The 18,462-nt window shown below is 53.2% G+C and carries 20 protein-coding genes; 1 reads left to right on the plus strand and 19 read right to left on the minus strand.

Annotated features, from left to right (window positions below):
- Window positions 1–178: 178 nt before the first annotated feature.
- The 17 genes from recA to KNP64_RS04540 all read right to left on the minus strand — a co-directional run bounded on the left by recA (window position 179) and on the right by KNP64_RS04540 (window position 16,928).
- A complete protein-coding gene (recA, locus tag KNP64_RS04460) occupies window positions 179–1,228 on the minus strand; it encodes a recombinase RecA (protein ID WP_214791950.1) in 1,050 nt (349 codons plus the stop codon).
- Between the two features lie 76 nt (window positions 1,229–1,304).
- Window positions 1,305–2,531: a competence/damage-inducible protein A gene (locus KNP64_RS04465; RefSeq protein WP_214791948.1), complete on the minus strand. Its 1,227-nt coding sequence runs from the start codon at window positions 2,529–2,531 to the stop codon at window positions 1,305–1,307.
- 69 nt (window positions 2,532–2,600) lie between these two features.
- On the minus strand, window positions 2,601–3,179 hold the full coding sequence (pgsA, locus tag KNP64_RS04470) for a CDP-diacylglycerol--glycerol-3-phosphate 3-phosphatidyltransferase (RefSeq protein ID WP_128122366.1): 579 nt from the start codon (window positions 3,177–3,179) through the stop codon (window positions 2,601–2,603).
- Between the two features lie 31 nt (window positions 3,180–3,210).
- A complete protein-coding gene (locus KNP64_RS04475; protein ID WP_034777825.1) occupies window positions 3,211–4,083 on the minus strand; it encodes a helix-turn-helix domain-containing protein in 873 nt (290 codons plus the stop codon).
- 27 nt (window positions 4,084–4,110) lie between these two features.
- Complete coding sequence (locus KNP64_RS04480; RefSeq protein ID WP_034777827.1) at window positions 4,111–4,887, minus strand: YmfK family protein; 777 nt, start codon at window positions 4,885–4,887, stop codon at window positions 4,111–4,113.
- Window positions 4,888–4,984: 97 nt separating this feature from the next.
- Window positions 4,985–5,680: an elongation factor P 5-aminopentanone reductase gene (gene ymfI / locus KNP64_RS04485; protein ID WP_214791946.1), complete on the minus strand. Its 696-nt coding sequence runs from the start codon at window positions 5,678–5,680 to the stop codon at window positions 4,985–4,987.
- On the minus strand, window positions 5,677–6,936 hold the full coding sequence (gene yfmH, locus KNP64_RS04490) for an EF-P 5-aminopentanol modification-associated protein YfmH (protein ID WP_214791944.1): 1,260 nt from the start codon (window positions 6,934–6,936) through the stop codon (window positions 5,677–5,679). The genes ymfI and yfmH overlap by 4 nt, the downstream gene beginning before the upstream one ends.
- Entirely contained in the window at window positions 6,933–8,171 is a 1,239-nt protein-coding gene (yfmF, locus tag KNP64_RS04495) for an EF-P 5-aminopentanol modification-associated protein YfmF (RefSeq protein WP_138859321.1), read from the minus strand. The genes yfmH and yfmF overlap by 4 nt, the downstream gene beginning before the upstream one ends.
- 8 nt (window positions 8,172–8,179) lie before the next feature.
- Complete coding sequence (locus tag KNP64_RS04500; protein WP_214791942.1) at window positions 8,180–8,731, minus strand: cob(I)yrinic acid a,c-diamide adenosyltransferase; 552 nt, start codon at window positions 8,729–8,731, stop codon at window positions 8,180–8,182.
- A gap of 53 nt (window positions 8,732–8,784) precedes the next feature.
- On the minus strand, window positions 8,785–10,488 hold the full coding sequence (locus tag KNP64_RS04505) for a sensor histidine kinase (protein WP_029595331.1): 1,704 nt from the start codon (window positions 10,486–10,488) through the stop codon (window positions 8,785–8,787).
- Window positions 10,488–11,204, minus strand: a complete 717-nt coding sequence (locus KNP64_RS04510) for a response regulator transcription factor (RefSeq protein ID WP_034777838.1) — start codon at window positions 11,202–11,204, stop codon at window positions 10,488–10,490. Before KNP64_RS04510 ends, KNP64_RS04505 begins: the two co-directional genes overlap by 1 nt.
- Before the next feature lie 157 nt (window positions 11,205–11,361).
- A complete protein-coding gene (ccsB, locus tag KNP64_RS04515; protein WP_214791940.1) occupies window positions 11,362–12,546 on the minus strand; it encodes a c-type cytochrome biogenesis protein CcsB in 1,185 nt (394 codons plus the stop codon).
- Window positions 12,546–14,093: a cytochrome c biogenesis protein ResB gene (gene resB / locus KNP64_RS04520; protein ID WP_029595328.1), complete on the minus strand. Its 1,548-nt coding sequence runs from the start codon at window positions 14,091–14,093 to the stop codon at window positions 12,546–12,548. The genes ccsB and resB overlap by 1 nt, the downstream gene beginning before the upstream one ends.
- Window positions 14,094–14,112: 19 nt before the next feature.
- Entirely contained in the window at window positions 14,113–14,694 is a 582-nt protein-coding gene (locus KNP64_RS04525) for a redoxin domain-containing protein (protein ID WP_029595327.1), read from the minus strand.
- A gap of 136 nt (window positions 14,695–14,830) precedes the next feature.
- The gene (locus tag KNP64_RS04530) at window positions 14,831–15,589 is read right to left on the minus strand and encodes a pseudouridine synthase (protein ID WP_029595326.1); all 759 of its coding nucleotides are present in this window, start codon (window positions 15,587–15,589) and stop codon (window positions 14,831–14,833) included.
- Entirely contained in the window at window positions 15,590–16,183 is a 594-nt protein-coding gene (gene scpB, locus KNP64_RS04535; RefSeq protein ID WP_029595325.1) for an SMC-Scp complex subunit ScpB, read from the minus strand.
- Window positions 16,161–16,928, minus strand: a complete 768-nt coding sequence (locus KNP64_RS04540; protein WP_029595324.1) for a segregation and condensation protein A — start codon at window positions 16,926–16,928, stop codon at window positions 16,161–16,163. The genes scpB and KNP64_RS04540 overlap by 23 nt, the downstream gene beginning before the upstream one ends.
- A gap of 78 nt (window positions 16,929–17,006) precedes the next feature.
- Here KNP64_RS04540 and KNP64_RS04545 point away from each other — a divergent pair, with 78 nt between their 5' ends.
- Entirely contained in the window at window positions 17,007–17,477 is a 471-nt protein-coding gene (locus tag KNP64_RS04545; protein WP_029595323.1) for a DUF309 domain-containing protein, read from the plus strand.
- Window positions 17,478–17,489: 12 nt separating this feature from the next.
- Here the strand turns inward: KNP64_RS04545 and KNP64_RS04550 are convergent, their stop codons facing one another.
- Both KNP64_RS04550 and KNP64_RS04555 read right to left on the minus strand, forming a co-directional pair.
- The gene (locus tag KNP64_RS04550) at window positions 17,490–17,846 is read right to left on the minus strand and encodes a GNAT family N-acetyltransferase (RefSeq protein WP_034777852.1); all 357 of its coding nucleotides are present in this window, start codon (window positions 17,844–17,846) and stop codon (window positions 17,490–17,492) included.
- 89 nt (window positions 17,847–17,935) lie between these two features.
- Window positions 17,936–18,376: a peptidylprolyl isomerase gene (locus KNP64_RS04555; protein ID WP_029334855.1), complete on the minus strand. Its 441-nt coding sequence runs from the start codon at window positions 18,374–18,376 to the stop codon at window positions 17,936–17,938.
- Window positions 18,377–18,462 lie beyond the last annotated feature (86 nt).

Genomic DNA, 18,462 nt, shown 5'->3' on the forward strand with positions numbered 1-18,462 from the left:
CCTTTCGCAAGGTTATTTTATTTTTTCATGAATGAAAACGCGAGCGAGCCCGCGTATAGCTTTATTGTACTTATTTACCTGTTAGAATGCAATGCACGGACAGGATAGAACTACCAATTCATCAAAAAAATTATACTAAAAAAATCTCGCCTGAACCGTGTCAGGCGAGAAACGTTACTTATTCTTCGTCTAAAAGTGAGAGGATGTCATCGTTGTCAGCTTCGACTGTGACCGTCTTTTCACCGTTGAGACCGTAGTGGTCGCGGATGCGTTCTTCGACCGATGCGGCCACCGACGGGTTCTCTTTCATAAACTGCTTCGCGTTCTCACGGCCTTGACCGAGACGCTCTTCATTGTACGAGTACCACGCGCCGCTCTTTTGAACGATATCGAGGTCGGCCCCGATGTCGATGAGCTCCCCTTCACGCGAGATGCCTTCGCCGTACATGATATCGACTTCCGCCGTCTTGAACGGTGGCGCGATCTTGTTTTTGACGACTTTGATTTTCGTCCGGTTCCCGACCATGTCTTGGCCTTGTTTGAGCGTTTCAGCACGACGGACTTCGAGACGGACCGACGAGTAGAACTTGAGGGCACGACCACCAGGTGTCGTTTCCGGGTTACCGAACATGATTCCGATTTTTTCACGGATTTGGTTGATGAAGATGACGATCGTCTTCGACTTGTTTGTCGCACCAGACAATTTACGGAGCGCTTGGCTCATGAGGCGGGCTTGAAGACCGACGTGTGAGTCTCCCATCTCCCCTTCAATCTCGGCTTTCGGAACGAGTGCCGCAACCGAGTCGACGACGAGGATATCGACCGCACCAGAGCGGACGAGGGCTTCCGCGATCTCAAGGGCTTGTTCCCCTGTATCCGGTTGTGATAAGAGCAACTCATCGATGTTGACGCCAAGGTTTTGGGCGTATTTCGGGTCGAGCGCGTGCTCGGCGTCGACGAAGGCTGCTTGCCCGCCGCGTTTTTGAACTTCGGCGATGGCGTGAAGCGCCACCGTCGTCTTACCTGACGATTCAGGTCCGTACACTTCGATGACACGACCACGTGGGTAGCCACCTGCACCGAGGGCGATGTCGAGGGCGATTGAGCCTGACGGGGTCACCGAAACTTGCTGATCTGTATTTTCACCGAGGCGCATGATTGAGCCTTTACCGAATTGTTTCTCAATTTGGCGTAATGCCATTTCTAACGCTTGTTTACGATCACTCATAGATTAATGAGCCTCCTTTGATTGATACTTTCATTATAAGCGAACCGAGAACGATACACAAGTTTTTTGCGAACGTTTATTCGCCTTTTTTCATTTGTTGAAGGAGCGCCCATATTCCGTCTTTTGTCGCTCGGGCTTGAATGACGTGACGCTCTTGATGTGGATAGTTGCGTTCAATCACGTCAATCCCGGCCGGTGACCGGATACCGATAAACACTTTGCCGACCGGTTGACCCGAACTTGAAGTCGGGCCGGCCTCGCCGGTGAACGCCAGTCCATAATCCGTCCCGGTCTGACGCGTCAGACCGAGGACCATTTCAAAGGCGACTTCTTTTGAGACGACCGAGTGTGACTCAATTGTATCAAGGGACACCCCTAAAAACCTATTTTTTAGCTCGTCAGAGTACGTGACGACCCCGCCCTTGAACACCGAGGACGCCCCCGGGACGGCCGTGAGCATCGCTTGGGCTTGACCACCCGTAAGCGACTCGGCAATCGACAGCGTCGCCTTGCGCGCTTGCAACTCTCGAATCAAATGGGTAGCGAGCGTCTCCTCATCGGAACCAAAGTAATACCGGCCGACCCGATTTAAAATGTCCCGTTTGACCCGGTCGACCATTTGCCGCGCCTCGGATTCCGTCTCGGCCCGAGCACTGATCCGAAGCCGTGCCTCGCCTGACTCGGCATACGGGGCGACCGTCGGATTGGCACCGGTCGTTAAATCGACGACCGCCTCATCTAACGCGGACTCGCCGATTTCATAAAACCGAAGCGACTCGGAATGAATCGTCGCACCCGTGAACTTGTTCGGGAACGTCGACTCGACAATCGCTTTCATTTCCCACGGTACGCCAGGCAGTAAGAGCCATGTCGTCTCCCCTTCAATCCACATGCCGGGCGCAAGACCGACCGGGTTGTCAAGTACTTCGGACCCGGATAAGACGTCGGCCTGACGAGCATCTCCTTCGTTCATCGTCCGTCCGCGCGAGGCGACAAAACGACGAATTGTCTCGAGCGAGGCCTCGTCGCGGACGAGTGGGCGGCCGAGCACGTCGGCAAGCGTCGTCTTCGTGATATCATCGGCCGTCGGGCCAAGTCCGCCAGTGACGATAACGAGCTCGCTACGGGACTTCGCTTCTTCGAGCGTCGCTTTCAGGCGCTCCCTGTTATCCCCGACGACTACATGATACAGGACGGACAGTCCGTATTTCGACAGCTGTTCTGACAAGTAACGGGCGTTCGTGTTGGTGATTTCCCCTAAGAGCAGTTCAGAGCCTACCGCAATGATTTCGGTCCGTTTCATCCGAATTCCTCCCCCCAAATAAAAAAACGAGCTGTTCGGCCAAGCTGAACAACTCGTCTGTGCCGACGGTTACATCGACTTTACAATGATCTTGTAATTTTGTGCAAAATATTCGGCCCCTGAGTAAATCGTCAAGACGAGCGCGAGCCACATGGCCCATTCACCGAACGGGATGCCGACATAGCTGAAAATCGGATTACCGAACAACAGGAAGATGATGGCAAAGAGTTGGACCCATGTCTTCGCTTTGCCCGACTTCCCGGCCGCGACGACGATGCCTTCATCGGCAGCCACAAGACGTAGCCCCGTCACCGCGAATTCACGCGATAGGATGACGACGACGACCCATGCCGCGACGAGGTCCATCTCGACGAGCAGGACAAGTGCCGCCGTGACGAGTAGTTTGTCAGCGAGCGGATCCATGAACTTCCCGAAGTTGGTGACCAAGTTGTGCTTGCGGGCGAGATGTCCGTCAAGCCAGTCAGTGATAGCGGCGATCGTGAACACGACGCCGGCGATGAATTGATGGAGCGGAACGTCCGCTCCGAGGAAAGCGATGTCTCCCCAATCAAAATCTACGGCGAGCAAGACGACGAACACGGGGATGAGCAACACCCGTAACATCGTCAAGCGGTTAGGTAGGTTCATCGAGAACTCCTCCTCTAGAAGGAGAGTCAACTTATTCTGCGTCGACTCTCTTTACAAATATATTTTGTGTGACCGGCGAGTCGGCAAGTTCTAGCTCGCGGCCATTGACAACAATTTTCTCGACCCCACCGATCAAGCCGATGCGGATGCGAAGCGTATCCGTCTCCGCGTCCTCGATGACAATCGGGTTCTGTTTCGATTGGTTCGGATATTCCGGCGCGAGGAACGGTCCTTCGAGTGATGTATCTCGGACGCCGACATACGTCGCCGGCGATTCTTTCACATGGATCTCCGTCGTCAACTTATCGGCTGTCGCAATCTCGTACGTGAGATCAGCTCCGCTCGTCGACGCGACCGCAATCGGCCCCGTCTCTTCAGCAGGCTCTTCTTCGACCGGCTCTTCCTCGACCGGTTCTTCTTCAACCGGTTCCTCTTTCGGGACGTCCTTGTTTTGGTCAATCGTCACACCCGAGTTCGACGGCTCGGCCGGTGACGCGTTTTGATCACCAAAATCAAGGTTTCGGACGACGTAATAAACGGCCGTCATCAAGAGGAAGGCGACGAGCACGAGCATGACTTTCGGTACCCAACGCGACACACGGCTCGACGTTTCAGAGGCTTTCGAGTAGGTTTGTTTTCGCGACAATTGAACGGTCGGCTGCGGCTCGATTTTCGGCAAGTCTTTCGCATACGTCTCGTACAGTTCATCAACATCAAGCCCTAACGATTCCGCGTACGTTTTGATGAACGCCCGTGCATAGAACGAGCCAGGGAGATTTTTGTAATCACCTTCCTCGATCGCGATGATATAGCGTTTTTGAATCTTCGTCGTCTGCTGGATTTGGTCGAGCGTCAAACCGCTCGCCTCACGCCTTTGTTTCAAAAAAGTCCCTAGTTCTGTCACAGGGGTCCACACCTTCCATTCAAGTAGTTATTCAAACCATTCTGCCTCACGATGTGTCTCTTGAGGAATAATGATCTCCTCATCTTGTGAGTTCCGTAGTTCGATGATGTAATCAAAGTCCTCGAACACACAGTCGGTGTTGCGCACATAAAGATCTGGGTGCTCGATGACTTTGACAGACGGAAGTCGCATGACTTCGCGAATCAATTGCCGATGGCGTTCATCCATCGTCCGCGTCGAGACGGCACCGTCGATGATGTAGACGTGGTCTCCTTCGCGTTCTTCCTCGAACAGCGAAGTCCGCACCGTCTGCTTCATGAGCGTCGAGGACAGGAATAGCCAGCGCTTGTTCGCACAGACGCTCGCTGCCACAATCGACTCGGTCTTTCCGACACGCGGGTTGCCGCGCACGCCGATCAACAAATGCCGCTCTTCTTTCATCAGTTCGGCGACGAAATCGACGAGGACACCCAGGTCCTCACGCACGAAACGAAACGTCTTCTTGTCATCGTTATCGTGCTCGATGTAACGTCCGTGTCGAATTGCGATCCGGTCCCGGAGTTTCGGGCGCCGGAGCTTGATGACGACGATGGCTTCCATCTTGCGCAAAATATGTTCCAGACGATGGACGTGATCGGCCGCCGGTGCCTTTAACAGCATGCCGCGGCGCTGTAGATCGACGCCGTTGATCGTCACGATTGAGATTTGAAGCATCCCCATCAGTGAGGCGATATCCCCGAGGATACCGGGTCGATTTTGGCAAAGTTCATATTCGAGATACCATTCTTCGAACTTATGATCCATCTCGTCCACCCTTTCTGATGTGTGCTCGCTACCTTGTTCATTCTAAATTATTTTAGAAGAATTGAAAAGAACTCGTTTCAACCGAGCCAACAAAGTTTCACACCCAACCACCGTCGATCCGAAGCACGGTGCCGGTCATGTATGCGGCTGCCGGAGAGCAGAGGAAGCGGATTGTCTCCGCTACTTCCCCTGGGCCTCCTAACCGGCCGAGCGGAATCTCATCCCGAACGTCTTGTTTCGTCTCTTCTACCGTATCATTCATCGGGGTGTCAATCCACCCCGGCGTGACCGCGTTGATGCGGACGTGAAACGGTCCGGCCTCGCGCGCGAATGCTTTGACGAATCCAAGCTGGGCGGCCTTGACCGTTGAATAGAGGACTTCTCCGGCCGCACCGACCTCGCCCCAGACACTCGAGACGACGACGATGTCGAGCGGGCGATCATACGGTTTCTGCCCGACGACGTGCTGCACGAGACGGACCATCGAGCGGACATGGATGCGATACAGCCGATCGAGCTCGAGGAGTGACTGATCGACGAGCAGACCGTAGGCATGATTACCGGCGACATGGATGAGGCGGTCGACCGGTCCGAGCGTCTCGAGCCAAGCTTCGAGTCCGGCCTCATCGTCGAGGTCACACGTGACGACGTCTGCCGTCAACTGTTCGTGTGAAACGAACGCACGAAGCGACTCCGTTTGCGAATGCGCCTGCAAAATGAGTGCATCGTCTCGAAACGCTAGCGCGACGGCACGGCCAATCGCTCCGCTCGCTCCCGTGATGAGCGTCGTCACGGTTTCTTGACGACACAGACCGTCCGATGATCGGCTTGGAACAGACGGTCGTACGCCGCATACAGGTCGTCAAGCGTGATCGCATCGAGCAAGTCCGGGATGTCGAACATGTTGCCGCCGCTGAGCGCGTAGCGTGAGAACTGGTTGGCGATAAACTCTGGTGAGTTGAGCGCCTTCAAAAACTGTCCTTTCATCATGCGCTTCTTGCGATCGAGTGTCTCGCCGCCGAGTTCGAGCGGACGCTCGAGAGCGGACGTGATCCGGTCGACGAACGGCTCGACGTGCGGTGTCTCCATTGACAGGACGGCGAAGGCGAACGTCTCTTCTGACGTATAGTCGAACGAGAACGCGTCATCAATCAATCCTTCGGCGTACAGTTCCGCATAGAGCGGTGCCGTCGTATCGAACAAGGCGTGCATGAGAAGTTCGACGATGAGCTCTTGCTTCATGCCCTCTTTGCCGGAGCGTGGCGTATCTTTATAGCCGATCATCACTTTCGGGACCGAGACGTCCATCTCGATGACCCGTTCCGTCATATGGACCGTCTCGGGCTCCTCGACCACCTCACGTGCCGTCAATAGCGGCGCATCAAACGTCTTCGCCGCCTGGTTGGCGGTAATCTCGGCAAGGACAGCGTCAGGGTCGATATTGCCGACGACGAACAGCACCATATTGCTCGGATGGTAAAACGCCTCGTGACAGCGATATAAATCGTCGGCCGTGATGGCGCTAATCGATTCGATCGTGCCGGCGATATCGATTTTGACCGGATGTTCGGCATACATCGCCTCAATCAAACCGAAGTAGAGGCGCCAGCCCGGATTGTCCTGATACATTTGAATCTCTTGGCCGATGATCCCTTTCTCTTTCTCGACCGAGGCCTCCGTGAAGTACGGCGCTTGGACAAAGTCGATTAACGTCTTCAAGTTCTCACTGACGTTTGACGTCGCACCGAACAAGTATGCCGTCCGGGTGAACGACGTGAACGCGTTCGCCGACGCGCCGAGGCGTCCGAACTGTTGGAACACGTCGCCGTCTTCTTTCTCGAACATCTTATGCTCAAGGAAATGGGCGATCCCGTCTGGCACGTCGACCCAATCTTCCGTTTTAAAGCGACGGTCGATCGAACCATATCTCGTCGTGAACGTGGCATACGTCTTCTCATAACCGGTCTTCTTCAATAAATAGACCGTCAATCCGTTCTCGAGGACGGTGTGATGGAGCGTTTCTCCGACGTTTGGAAAATCGAGTTTCATACAGTTCCCCCCTTTAAACAATAGACAGCCTGTAAATCCAGGCCCTTAGCGAGCGCGGCCACATCATCCCGCGAGGTCCGCTCGATGATGGCCATCTCTTCCTCGAGCGAGAACGGACGGATGTCCGAGCCGCTCATCCAAGCGATCAATTGGCGCGGGTTATCCCCGAGTTGACGACGTTGATGGTACAGCATCGCTTTCGTCTGTTCGAGTGTCTCGTCCTCGAACGTCCCGGCCTGGAGGTCGGCGAGTTGGTCGGCGATGATCGCCTCGGTCTTCGCCTGGTTCGAGGCATCGATCCCGGCATAGACGAATAACATCCGGCTGAGTGAGCTGTACTGCGAGGCGGCATAGTAGGCCAAACTCTCTTTCTCCCGGACGTTCATGAACAGTTTCGAGTGCGGGAAGCCGCCGAACAGGCCGTTGACGACTTGCATCCGGACAGCGTCTTCACTGCGCGGGTCGACGTCGACTTGATAGGCGAGGTGCAATTTGCTCTGATTGATCGTTTGATGTTCCTCGAGGCGCTGAAACTCACGGTCGACCGGCTGTGGATACTCACGGACGAGTCGTTCCCCGAGCCCTTCGAGCGGCGCGAACGCGGCAGTCACTTGCTCACGACTCACGTCGCCGACGACGTAGACGTCGACACGATCGTGACGGATCATCGAGGTATAGGCATCAAAGAGCGTCTTAGGCGTCACGTGCTCCAACTGTTCGAGTGTACCGAGCGACTGGATGGCGAGTTCGCCGCCGAGCAGTTCTTGAAGACGTTGCTGGGCGAAGCGCATCTTGTCATCGTATACCGATTCGATGCGCTGACGCTGGAGACGGGCCTCCTGTTCGACGATGAGCGGTTGGAACGCCCCGTCATAGGCGTTCGGACGAAGGAGTACTTCTTCGAGCAGCTTGATCGCCTCACTGAGCACCGGTTCGCCGACGAGCGCATCGCTCACGACTTCGAGTTGGAACTGGATGACATGTTCTTTGCCGACTTTCGACGCTCCGGCGTAAAGGCTCGCGTCATATAATTGTTCGAGCGGCGTATGAAACAGTTCGATCGACGGATAGGCTTCGGTCGCTTTCTCCATCACATACGGCAGTAAAGCCCGGTCGGCAATCGTCTCAGCCGACAGTGGGGCCGCAAATGAGACGAGGCATGTCGTCGTTTTAAATTTTTGGGTCGGGTAGACCGAATAATGCAGTCGTTGTTGGAATTGTTCGATTCCTTTCATAAGTTGATCTACTCCTTTTTCTTTTTCGTTTTGAACACGTCCGCACCGCGGGCGTATTCTTGATCGGGAACTCCGGCCACGACATTGGCGTAACGGGCCGCGGTGAACAAATAGTCGCTCAGCCGGTTATAGTACGGGAGCTGACGAGCGGCGGCGTCGACGTTGACGAGTTCCCGTTCGACACGGCGACAGACGGTACGTGCCACGTGCAGGCTCGCCGCACCGACACTGCCACCCGGCAAGATGAAACGGACGAGCTCCGGACATTTCGGTTCAAGTTCGTCAATCCACGTCTCGAGCTCGGTGACGATTGTCAAATCGACTTGTTGTGGCGGCGTCTCAGTATACATGAGCTCGGAACCGAGATCGAATAGATCATGTTGAATCTTCGTCAGCTGGGACCGGAGCGTCTCGTCTGTCTGATGGACGAGCGCGAGACCGATCTGACTGTTCAATTCATCTAACAGCCCCATCGCCTGGATGTGCGGATGAATCTTTAAGACACGTCCGCCGATGAGTGATGTTTCCCCTTTGTCCCCGCCTCGTGTGTACAGTTTCATGTCATTTCCTCCTTGATGCCACAAATGGTGACCCATAGGAGTCACCATTGTCGTTATGCGTGCGGTTGTGTGTACGGAAGATGAATCGTGAACGTTGTTCCTTCCCCGTGCGTGCTCGAGACGTCGACCGTGCCTTGATGGGCATCGATGACGTTTTTGACGATGGCGAGACCGATGCCGGTACCCGTCTTGCCGCCGCTCGTCCGCGCTTTATCCGCTTTGTAGAACCGTTCGAACACGAACGGCAAATCTTCTTTCGGGATACCGCTGCCCGTATCCGACAAACGGATCACGAAGCCGGCCTCCTCTTCACTCGCCTCGAGCCGGATTGATCCCGACTCGGTATGGGCGATGGCATTGCCGATCAAGTTCGTGAACACTTGTTCCAATCGGTCCCCGTCCGCCTCGATGGCATGACGCGGGGCCTCCGTTGACAGCGTAATGCCTTTTTCGTTCGCCATTTGGTTGAATTTGCGCATGACGCGCGGAAGGAATTCACCGAGGTCGAACGTCGTGAACTGCATCGTCTCTTTGCCTGACTCGATTCGTGCCAGGTCGAGCAAATCGTTGACGAGACGGGCCAATCGAAGCGATTCATCGTAGATGATGGAAGCGAACTCTTTCGTCGCGTCATCACTTTCGGTCATGCCGTCGATAATCGCCTCGGAATACCCTTGAAGCGTCACGAGCGGTGTGCGTAGCTCGTGGCTGACGTTGGCAACAAAATCGGTTCGCATCTTGTCAAGACGATGGCTCTCGGTCGTGTCACGGATGACGACAACCGCACCTTCAAAATCGTCCTCGCCGAGAAGCGGTGTCACCGTCAACGTATAATAATGATCGTCTTGTTTCACTTCGATCGTCTTCTCCGGTGCCCCGGCAACGACGTCCTCATAGAGAGACAGGACGACTTCATGCGGCTGTTCGTCGATGAGGAGCGGTTGGGCTTGCGGGTTCGTGACGATGACGTTCGCATGACGATCGAGCGTGATGACCCCGTCGGCCATCGATCGTAAAATCGAGGCGAGTTGGAGCCGTTCTCGATCGAGCGCATTCACGTATGTCGACAGTTGGCTGCTCATCGCATTGAACGACCCGGCCAACTCCCCAATCTCATCGTTCGACTTCTGGACGAGACGGAGGTCGAATTGTCCTTCTCCTGTCTTATTGACCGCGTCACGCATCTCGCGGAGCGGTGCCGTAATCCGAGTCGATAAGAAGAAGGCAAATACGGTCGTGACGATGATGGCCGACGCGACCGTCCAAAAGATGATCGTCCGGGCCCCTTCGTTCGCACTCGAGATCGCGTCGAGCGGTTCGATCAAATAGAGCGTGTATTCCCCTGTCTCGAGTGAGAATGTCGTCCGATACGCGAGTGCCGCCTGATCGTCAAATGACGAAAAGTTTCCAATCGCGGTCTCCCCGACTGCCTGATACGTTTCCCAATCCTGACGGCCGAGCTCCGTCATGAGACCGTCGACTTCCGTTCCAAAGTTCGAACGGACCGTCCCGTTCTCTAATATATAGTTCGCACCGTACACTTCAATGATTTGGTCGACCGTCCGTGACGCGTCCCCTTCTTGAAGCAACACCGACTGGACCTGCCCGCCGAGCTTGGCCAAGTGGCCGCGTTCCTGGTCGATATGGAACGAGTTGAAAAACTCGAGCATCAACACAGAGACGATGAACAAGATGAGACTGACCAATACGAGAATCGTCAACCATAGTTTTGTGACGATGCTATTCCGGCGAATCATCACTCACTGACGACTTCGAACTTGTACCCGACACCCCATACCGTCGTGATCATTTGCGCGGCTTCTGGAGAGACACGATTCAACTTCTCCCGGAGTCGTTTCACGTGTGTGTCGACCGTTCGAAGGTCTCCAAAGAATTCATAGTTCCAAACTTCTTTCAACAGCTGCTCTCGTGAAAACACTTTGTCGACTTGTTTGGCCAAGAAGAACAAGAGCTCATACTCTTTCGGCGTGAGCGCGATTTCTTCTCCGTCGACCGTGACGCGGTGCGCATCGTTGTCGATCGTCAAATGCGCGAAGACGATCAAGTCTTTTGATTTTTCGGCCGTACGCAAATATTTCGTCGAGCCCGAGCGGCGAAGGAGTGCCTTGACGCGCAAGACGACCTCACGCGGACTGAACGGTTTGACGATATAATCGTCCGCTCCGACTTCGAAACCTTGGACACGATCGACTTCTTCGCCTTTCGCCGTCAGCATGATGACCGGTGTCGCCTTCGATTTCCGAAGCTCGGTACATACTTCGACCCCGTCCATTTTCGGCATCATCAAATCAAGCAGGATGACATCAAAATTGTGCTCAAGGGCGAGCTGAAGCGCCTCTTCCCCGTTCGTCGCTTCGACGATCACATATTGTTCCCGTTCCAAATACATTTTTAATAGGCGGCGAATTCTTTCCTCGTCGTCGACCACTAAAATTTTTGTTTTATTAGCCATCCACTAAACCTCCTAAAGAACCATTACAAGATGTAGCGAATGTTGCACAATTGTGAACATTTCGCTCTCTTTCATAACTATACCACTCTATTATTTGGCTTCACAACGGTCAGTTGACAGCGGCGTAAAAAAAGAAGCCACCGAAGTGACTTCTTTTTTACGCATATGAGTGCAAACCTGCGATGACGAGATTGACGAACACCAAGTTGAACATGATGACGGCGAAGCCGCCGACACATAACCAAGCAGCTTTCGTTCCCGTCCAACCACGTTGGATGCGCATATGCAAATAGTAGATATAGATGAGCATCGTGATGAGTGCCCACACTTCTTTCGGGTCCCAGCCCCAGAAACGGTTCCAGGCGATTTGCGCCCAAATCATCGCGAAGATGAGTCCACCGAGGATGAACACCGGCAAGCCGATGGCGATCGACCGGTAACTGATCTCGTCGGCGAGATCAAGGTCGACTTTTTTCGCGAGCGGTTGAAGCGCCTCGGCAATCCGTTTTCGCAAGATGACGAAACGAAGCAGTACATAAATCACGACGCCGGCGATGACCGACCAAATGAGCGTGTTCAACTTCAATGTATTGATGAACGTCGGTAACTCAAGTGACAGTCCGCTCGAACCAGAGAGAAGCTGAGCCCCTTCCGGCACGAACAACATCGGCATGAAGTATTCATACGACTCTTGTGTCCCGCGGTCGTTCGTGAACTCGACCACGCCACCGGCACCGATCGCCTTGAAGAGCATCGAGACGAGAATGAAGCCGAGCGTGCACATGAGGACGAACATCGTAATCTCAAGCCACGTTCGTGACTTCGACTGTTCCCGCATCGACGTCTCATTCAATAAGAAAATGAGACCTGAGGCGAAGCTGATGGCGAGAATTCCTTGGCCGAGCGCGGCCGTCGTGACGTGAATTTTCAACCAGACACTGTTCAAGGCCGGGATAAGCGGTGCCACTTCGCTCGAGAACATCGAAGCGAAAGCGATGACGAGAAGCGCCACCGGCATGGCGAACAAGCCAAGCACGTCATTTTTATAAATCCCGTACACGACGAGGAACCCGAACACCATCATCATGCCGAAGAACGTCGTGTATTCGTACAGGTTCGATACCGGTGCATAACCGACCCCGACCCAACGTAAAATAAAATATGTCATTTGAGCGATGAAGCCGATGACGGCCAAAATGAACGCATATTTGCCGTAGGCGATACGGTTGACGTTTCGGCCTTTGCGCATCCCGCTGACCGCGATCGTGAATAACACGGTCGCGACAGCGTAAAGGATGAACGCGATAAAGAGCAAACGACTGCTCCACTGAATCCACTCCATTATGATTCCCCTCTTTCATTGGTTGAGTTGTCGTCCGTCTTTTTTTCAAACCGTGCCTGATCTTCCCAGATCGGCAGGCCATTTTTCTCTAGGAGCGGTGTGATTTCGCGATTGAGCGAGGACGGGTTCTTGTTGGTGAAACCAGCGACGAGCACGTCCGTCTCATTGTGTCGGCGAATCCAGATACGACGGTGCGGCCAATACATCCCCATGACAATTCCAATCATGAAGATGACTCCACCGACAATCAAAATCGGATACGTCGAGTCACTCTTGACGCGTAGACCACTCGTACTTGCCATCTCCGTACCAGCGAACTGGAACACATAGCGATTATCTTCATCGGCCACGTTTAAACGAATTCCAATCAAATTCGATTCCGTCGTGCCGTCTGGTGTGTCAATCGCCATGAAGAAGGCCGGGTTGAGTGCCCGTGGCGATTTCGTGTTCGGTTGGCCGTCCTTGACCTCAAAGTCAGGATACAGGTCGTTCAGTTTGACCGTGACGTCTCCGAGGTCATACGTCGTCTCCGGGTTCGTCAAATCGACCGTGAACGGTCCATACACATCACCTGTCTCTTTATCGGCAACGTTAAAGGACATCGACAAGAATTCCAGGCGACTCGAATACTGTTCTTGATACACTTCGTACTTTTCAAACTTGAACGGGTGGTTCACTTTCGTCGAACCGGTATCGACTTCCTCGAGTTGCGGCGATCCGTCCTCGTTCGTCCCGGTCTTCTTGAACAGCGTCAATTCCGTCTCATAGTTTTTCGGGACTGCGCCCGCTTTCTCGATCGCCTTGGCAAATTTCGCATCTTCCGCGTTATTTTCCGGATCATACATCTCTAAGATGAACTGATCGTTGCGAAGATAATATTCATCATCCGTCGCTTCGAGCGGAACCGTATCGCCTTCGCGCACCCATTCGAGCGTATCCGTATGGAATGCCGGGAAAACGCGAAGCATCGCCCCGATGAAGAAGATGACGAGCCCAATGTGATTGACGTATGGACCCCAGCGACCGAATCGATATTTCTCGGCGAGTAAGGCATCCCCATCACGCTTCACTTGATAACGCTTGGCTTTTAAAGCCTCTCCGAACGCATCGATTTGCTCGTCCGTCCCTTTTCCCTCACCAATCAAACGTTGTCCGCGCATGAAGCGATCGGTACGTCGGACCGGTTGAAATTTCAACGCTTTATACAGCGGGAAAAATCGATCAATCGATACAACGATGAGCGATAACGTCAGCATCACGATCAACGTGATGTACCACCACGATGTATAGAGGTTGTGGAATCCTAGCGTGTAGTAAATCGTACCCGGTGTCCCGTACTCGTCCGTGTAATACTGGTTCGCCGGCAACTGTTGCGGAATATACATCTCTTGCGGGAAAATCGTTCCGATCGCCGACCCGACGATGATAAGCCCGATGAGCCATAGACCGACCTTGACCGATGCAAAAAAGCTCCACACCCGGTCAATCCATGACCGTGGACGACGCTTCGATCGTAAATCGGCGCCGTCGTATTTCATATCTAGCATTTGTGCGCCCCCCGTTCGCTTACAATGACTTCTCGGCCAACTCCATCAGTTTCTCTTTCGTGAGTTCACCTTCGTACTTTTCAATCACTTTGCCGTCGGCATCGATGACGAACGTGACCGGCAAGTTATAAATCCCGTACGCCTTCTCGACTTCGCTGCGCGTGTCCATCAAAATCGGATAGTCGAGCTTGACGCCGAGGCCGTTCACGAAATTATCGACCCGAAGCGGTGTCTCGCCGACGTTGACCGCCCAAAAATCGACGCCCATGTCTTGGAGTGCGGCATAGTTATCCTGGACGACCGGCATCTCTTTCTCACACGGTTCACAGAATGTGCCCCAGAAGTTCAAGAGCAACCCTTTACCGTCGTATGTGTCACGCTCGACCATCGTCGTCCCGTCAAGACTGACGAGCTTGAAGTTCGGCGCATCGTCACCGGCCTCGATACGTCCGTCGTTGCCGGCTTGTTCAAACAATTGCATGATAACGACCGCTCCTGCGAACAGGACCATCGTCATAATCATGAGCCGCCAAAATGACCGTTTTTTCTTATGGGCCATCGCCTGGTTCATGCGATCACCCGACTTTGTTTCTTTCGTCATGAGTTCACACCATCCTTTAGTTGTTATTGTACTGAAAAAACACCAAAAACGCACATTAACAGACTTTTTTCATCTTTTTGTCACACAATCTCCACAAAATAAAAAATCATCCTATCTCAGGACGATTTTTTAGTTGTTATTTTTTCTTTTTCTTGCCCCGTTGTACGGGTGGTACGGTCGGGTTGGCAAGCTCACGTAGCTTCGATACTTCCTTGCGTGACAGTTCACGCCATTCGCCCGTCGTGAGACCGTCGAGCGTCAAGAAACCGAACTGTTCGCGTTTCAGTTTGATGACTTCTGAACCGACTGCTTCGAGCATGCGACGGATTTGACGGTTATGGCCTTCCGAGATGACGATTTCTAAGATGGCCGAGTTTTTCTTATGGTCGACCGTCTTCATCTTCACTTGGGCGCTACCCGTCTTGTAGCCGTCATCGAGTTCGACACCCGACTCGAGTTGTTTAATCGCAATATACGAAGGAATGTTCTTCACTTTCGCGACATAACGTTTTGGGATCTTGAACTTCGGATGGGTCATCATATTCGAGAACTCACCGTCATTCGTTAAAATAATGAGTCCCGTCGTGTTATAGTCGAGACGTCCAACCGGGAAGACACGCGATCCAGGCGGTACGAGATCGGTGATGACTTTCCGTCCTTTATCGTCTTCGACCGTCGAGACGTAACCGCTCGGCTTGTAGAGCACATAATAAACATGCTCTTCTTGTTCGATTTTCACACCGTCGACCTCGACTTCAGACTTTGGACCGACTTTCGTACCGAGTTCGCGCACGACTTTCCCGTTGACGCGCACCCGTCCATCTAAAATCATTTCTTCGGCTTTACGCCGTGAGGCGACACCTGCTTGGGCAATCACTTTTTGTAAACGTTCCATTTATTCATTCTCCAATCTATCTTGCGTAATCGCAGACGGCTGGCCGAAGAACAAATCGCCTTCGTCCGAGAGCTCGTCTTCAAACGTTAATGGGGGCAATTCATCGAGTGAATTGAATCCAAAATGGTCCAGGAAATGTTCGGTCGTCCGGTATAACTTGGCCCGGCCGATTGTCTTGGCCCGGCCGGCCGCTTCAATCAATCCTTTAGACAACAGCGTATGGATGACACGTTCGACTTTAACGCCCCGGACTTCCTCGATATCAGCCCGGGTGACCGGTTGCTTGTACGCGATGATGACGAGCGTCTCCATCGCGGCACGTGATAACGCCTGTTCGGCCATCGTGCCGACGTAGCGTTGAATGTACTCCGACACTTCAGGAATCGTCACGAGCTTATACACGCCCGCGGATTCAATCAGTTGGAACGGACGACCCGAATCTTTGAACGATGCTTCTAGTTTGCTCAACTGTTCGCGTGCAGCGGCTTCCGAAATGTCGAGCGTGTCCGCGAGGGCCCGCACTTCCATTCCTTCTTCGCCGACGACGAACAATAGACTCTCAATAATCGTTTCATAAGACAGCAACGGCTTCATCCCTTTCCTTTGACGATTCGACGAACGAGATTTGAATGTCTCGCTCTTCCTGTTTAGTCGTAACGACGCGCAACTTGATCAATTCGAGTAGCGCCATGAACGTGACGACAAGGTCCGACACATCGGGACGTTCCTCAAAAAACGAGAAGAACGATGTTGTCCGCTTTGCCGAGACGTGATCGTGCAACCGTGTCATCTGTTCTTCAAGCGTCCGTTCTTCACGTTTGATCGTCTTTTTGCGACGCTCTTTCCACCGCTTGCGTTCGACCATTTTCGAATAGGCGTGTAATAAGTCCGCAAAGTTGAGTGGACCGTCATACGGCTGGACGAGGTCGGACATGTAGCGCGTCAAATCCTCACCGGGACGGCTATACAGTTCGAGGCGAGACTCTTCTTGCTCGCGCATGAATACGACCGCTTCTTTATACGCCTTATATTCAATCAACTGTCGAATCAACCCTTCTCGGGTCGGTTCTTCCCCAAAGTCGGGAATGTCATCTTCTTCAACTGGAACCGGTGGCAACAGTTGCTTGCTCTTCAATTGGAGCAACGTCGCCGCCATGACCAAATATTCACTGGCCACATCGAGTTCAAATTTTTGCATCGTCCGGATATAGGCGACATACTGATCCGTGACCTCGGAGACAGAGATGTCTGCGATGTCGAGCTCCATTTTTCCAATCAAGTGGAGCAACAGGTCAAGCGGGCCTTCGAACGTATCGATTTTGACGTTGTACGCTTCCATAGAGACACCTGCCATTTACATTTTTGCGCTTTAGTATAACATGTTTTGTAGTACCGTGACCACGAAAGGAGAAATTTGATGTCGACGCCTTTTATCCAGTATACGCTCTTATTTGAATGTCATGCCGATTATTTCGAGTGCCACGAAGTGCTTGAAGAAGCATGGCAGGACGGGGGGCGAGAGGATCTCGGTTACGCTGCCTTGATTCAATACGCCGTTGCCCACTACCATGCCCGTCGCGGTAACACGCCCGGTGCAAAAAAGAGTATCGCAGCGTTACAGCAGAAGCTCACGTTGGCCGTGACCGAACTCGAAGCCCTCGGAATCGATACCGCGACGTTTGCCCGTGACTTGGAGCGTTGGCCGCTCCCGGAGGCGCTTCCGCTCAATGAAGCGACACGACAACGCATCGAGCGTTTGAAGCCCGCCTTCGAACCGACCACTTTGACGTTTGACGAGCTCGTCCATAAACATATGTATCGAGACCGGACACCCGTCGTCACCGAACGGCTCCGGGCGCTTGAGGCACGTAAAAAAGCTAGGCGCTGAGCCTAGCTTTTTTTAAATGACGACTTGGTTCCATTTATCGAGCAAGTCACCGGTTTTGCCTTGACCGACAAGCGTCAAGTCGAGCGGCAATAAGTTCCGGGTCTCATCGAGCAATTCGTAAGAACGCTTCTCGCCGCGGAACGACGGAGACAGCGCGATATGATGGATGAACATCGTCGTCTCTTGTTGCTCCATCCCGATGATCCCGACGAAGTCTTCCCCGACTCTCCACAGATAGAGGAATTTGGCAGGGTCTTCTTCGTAGGACCGGACGAGTTCGAGCAAGGCGAGCGGAGATTTGTCGCTACATGAGAACGCGAGCAAGCCCATCGCCGTCTTTTCGTACGATTGTTTGTATTTCACCAGCATTGCTGGTTTCACCACCTTTAGTCATTCATGTTTCACTAAGTGAACACGTGAGAGACATGGCTCATTGTGCCATAACGTTCAGGCAGAAATCAATTCTCGTCCCAAACTTTAACTTCGGCCATCTTCGTGCCTTGACGAAGTTTGACCGCGTGCTCAAGGCCAGACGTCACTTTTCCGAAGACCGTGTGGACACCGTCGAGATGTGGTTGTGGCTCATGGACGATGAAGAACTGTGACGAGCCCGTGTTGCGTCCGGCGTGTGCCATTGAAAGCGAACCCGCTTCATGTTTGTATGGGAACGATGTCGATGTCTCACATGGGATCGTCTTGCCTGAACCACCCATGCCTGTCCCGTCTGGGCAACCGCCTTGGCTGACGAAACCTGGGATGACCCGGTGGAACGTCAAACCGTTATAGAAGCCGCTGTTCGCGAGCTCCTCGAAGTTGTCGACCGTGATCGGTGCCGCATCGTGGAACAAGTCGAATTCGATCATTTCGCCGTTCTCTAATTTCATAGATCCTTTTTTCATGAAAAGTTACCCCTTTATGTTCATATTGTCATTCTCACTCACACATTGCCCATTCTATCAAAAAAAACCGTCTGTCTCCACTATTT

This window comes from Exiguobacterium sp. s64 (genome assembly GCF_018618035.1).
Classification (GTDB): domain Bacteria; phylum Bacillota; class Bacilli; order Exiguobacteriales; family Exiguobacteriaceae; genus Exiguobacterium; species Exiguobacterium mexicanum_A.

What these genes read in the sequence shown, in the direction of transcription:
- recA (WP_214791950.1), bottom strand. Translation starts at nt 1,228, where the DNA reads ATGAGTGATCGTAAACAAGCGTTAGAAATGGCATTACGCCAAATTGAG.
- KNP64_RS04465 (WP_214791948.1), bottom strand. Translation starts at nt 2,531, where the DNA reads ATGAAACGGACCGAAATCATTGCGGTAGGCTCTGAACTGCTCTTAGGG.
- pgsA (WP_128122366.1), bottom strand. Translation starts at nt 3,179, where the DNA reads ATGAACCTACCTAACCGCTTGACGATGTTACGGGTGTTGCTCATCCCC.
- KNP64_RS04480 (WP_034777827.1), bottom strand. Translation starts at nt 4,887, where the DNA reads ATGGATCATAAGTTCGAAGAATGGTATCTCGAATATGAACTTTGCCAA.
- yfmH (WP_214791944.1), bottom strand. Translation starts at nt 6,936, where the DNA reads ATGAAACTCGATTTTCCAAACGTCGGAGAAACGCTCCATCACACCGTC.
- yfmF (WP_138859321.1), bottom strand. Translation starts at nt 8,171, where the DNA reads ATGAAAGGAATCGAACAATTCCAACAACGACTGCATTATTCGGTCTAC.
- KNP64_RS04500 (WP_214791942.1), bottom strand. Translation starts at nt 8,731, where the DNA reads ATGAAACTGTACACACGAGGCGGGGACAAAGGGGAAACATCACTCATC.
- KNP64_RS04505 (WP_029595331.1), bottom strand. Translation starts at nt 10,488, where the DNA reads ATGATTCGCCGGAATAGCATCGTCACAAAACTATGGTTGACGATTCTC.
- KNP64_RS04510 (WP_034777838.1), bottom strand. Translation starts at nt 11,204, where the DNA reads ATGGCTAATAAAACAAAAATTTTAGTGGTCGACGACGAGGAAAGAATT.
- ccsB (WP_214791940.1), bottom strand. Translation starts at nt 12,546, where the DNA reads ATGGAGTGGATTCAGTGGAGCAGTCGTTTGCTCTTTATCGCGTTCATC.
- resB (WP_029595328.1), bottom strand. Translation starts at nt 14,093, where the DNA reads ATGCTAGATATGAAATACGACGGCGCCGATTTACGATCGAAGCGTCGT.
- KNP64_RS04525 (WP_029595327.1), bottom strand. Translation starts at nt 14,694, where the DNA reads ATGACGAAAGAAACAAAGTCGGGTGATCGCATGAACCAGGCGATGGCC.
- KNP64_RS04530 (WP_029595326.1), bottom strand. Translation starts at nt 15,589, where the DNA reads ATGGAACGTTTACAAAAAGTGATTGCCCAAGCAGGTGTCGCCTCACGG.
- scpB (WP_029595325.1), bottom strand. Translation starts at nt 16,183, where the DNA reads ATGAAGCCGTTGCTGTCTTATGAAACGATTATTGAGAGTCTATTGTTC.
- KNP64_RS04540 (WP_029595324.1), bottom strand. Translation starts at nt 16,928, where the DNA reads ATGGAAGCGTACAACGTCAAAATCGATACGTTCGAAGGCCCGCTTGAC.
- KNP64_RS04545 (WP_029595323.1), top strand. Translation starts at nt 17,007, where the DNA reads ATGTCGACGCCTTTTATCCAGTATACGCTCTTATTTGAATGTCATGCC.
- KNP64_RS04550 (WP_034777852.1), bottom strand. Translation starts at nt 17,846, where the DNA reads ATGCTGGTGAAATACAAACAATCGTACGAAAAGACGGCGATGGGCTTG.
- KNP64_RS04555 (WP_029334855.1), bottom strand. Translation starts at nt 18,376, where the DNA reads ATGAAAAAAGGATCTATGAAATTAGAGAACGGCGAAATGATCGAATTC.